2 protein-coding genes are annotated in these 1617 nt (G+C 67.1%); both read left to right on the forward strand.

All coding sequences use genetic code 11. The features are described 5' to 3' along the window. Positions 1-510 precede the first annotated feature (510 nt). Positions 511-1197 (forward strand): lipid-binding SYLF domain-containing protein, encoded by a 687-nt coding sequence (locus AB7O82_RS35880; protein WP_428621654.1) that lies wholly within the window; start codon positions 511-513, stop codon positions 1195-1197. Positions 1198-1354: 157 nt separating this feature from the next. Continuing rightward, entirely contained in the window at positions 1355-1576 is a 222-nt protein-coding gene (locus AB7O82_RS35885; protein WP_428621656.1) for a hypothetical protein, read from the forward strand. The last annotated feature ends 41 nt before the right edge of the window (positions 1577-1617 follow it).

Genomic DNA, 1617 nt, shown 5'->3' on the forward strand with positions numbered 1-1617 from the left:
ATACCCGTCCACCCCCGTTGTCGGGGTGATTGTGGGGGGTGGTGCCCCGAAGACGTTAAATTTGGTGGGACACGCGCCACATTCGCTGGGAGCGCGCCACTCCGCGGGCGATCATGGGAGACTTGATCGACAAAGAATGCGCCAGCGGAGTGGCGCGCTCCCAACGAATGACTCGGCTCTCTCGGTTAATCTAACGCCTGTGGGTGCCCCGTCATACGGGGACGGAGGGGGAATGCCTCAGACGCGATCCATGAGATTCTGACGTCGGAACTTCACGGACCTCGCGTGCGGCCTTTTCCCCTACGTCGCCGAAGACGGCGCCACCTCCCCCTGTGGCGCTGTTTACAGCGCCACAGGGGGGAGGGAATTGAATCCTGTGACCGGCCGGTGACCGTCGGTGGCGGCCGCGGCCCGGCCGCAAAACCGCCCCGAACCGTGCTATCATGAAGATTGCAGTGGCCATCACGGCGCTTCCCCGGCGCCGGTCACGAGCCCAACAAGGAGCACTCCATGAAGCTCGATCGCCGAACCGCCCTGGCGGGCGCCGCGGCCGCCTTTGCCCTTCCTCTCGCTGCCGCCGTGCCGGCGCGCGCCGATGCACGCCGCCAGTCGCTGGTCGATTCCTGCCTCGAGACCGCGCGCAAGGTCCTGACCGGCAAGGACTTCCCCGACGCCGCCCGCAACATGACCACGGCGCGCGGCGTGCTGATCATGCCCGAGCTGGTGCAGGGCGGCTTCATCGTCGGCGCTGCCGGCGGCCGCGGCATCCTGATGGCGCGCAGCAACCCGGGGGACTGGAGCCCGCCCGCCTTCTACAACATGGGCTCGGGCAGCCTCGGCCTGCAGATCGGCGCCAAGGTCTCCGAGATCGTCTTCATCGTCCGCACCGAGAAGGGCCTGACGGCGCTGATCGACCACAAGTTCAAGTTCGGCGCCGAGGCCGGCGTCACCATGGTAGCGGTGGGCATCGGCATGGAAGGCGCCTCGACGGCGGCGGTCGGCGCCGACATTGTCGCCTACTCGAACTCGGCCGGCCTGTTCGCCGGCGCCTCGATCGAAGGTTCCTACCTCGACGCCGACAGCGACTGGAACGCGCTCTATTACGGCCAGGGCGCGACCGCCAAGTCGATCGTGCTCGACCGCCGCTACACCAATCCGGGCGCCGAGCCGATCCGCCAGTTCATGGCGCAGTGGTGAGGGCCACAAACGCGAGCGTGCCTGGACGGCCACGGCCTTTCAGCGCCGCAGACAAGTCGCCAACAGGGAGTGAGTGAGCCACGACCAATCGTCCCCGTCCCCGGCATTCCTCGCCGTGACAATCGTTCCACCTCGATGCACCCATGGAGGCTGCCCAGTGCTCGGCAAATGGTTCTGCCTTGGAGTCACCGCGATCGCGCTGGTCGCGTGTGGCAGTGGCGTCACGGGAAACAGCGAGTTCGTCAACGTCCCGGGCGAGGGGAGCACCGCGCAATTCCTGCCCAAGGCTACCGAGTGGTGCGCCAAGTACGGCAAGGTCCCTCGGGCGTCCGGGCGGGACGCCAAATCGATGAACTTCGATTGCGTCAGGAGCACTTAGCTCTCCCTTCGCCCGTGGGCCTCGACGTTGTCGCCCGGGGA

Source organism: Reyranella sp. (assembly GCF_050185545.1).
GTDB lineage: Bacteria > Pseudomonadota > Alphaproteobacteria > Reyranellales > Reyranellaceae > Reyranella.

Bases quoted from the DNA above. Each gene is read 5' to 3' on its own strand.
- AB7O82_RS35880 (WP_428621654.1), top strand. From the start codon at position 511: ATGAAGCTCGATCGCCGAACCGCCCTGGCGGGCGCCGCGGCCGCCTTT.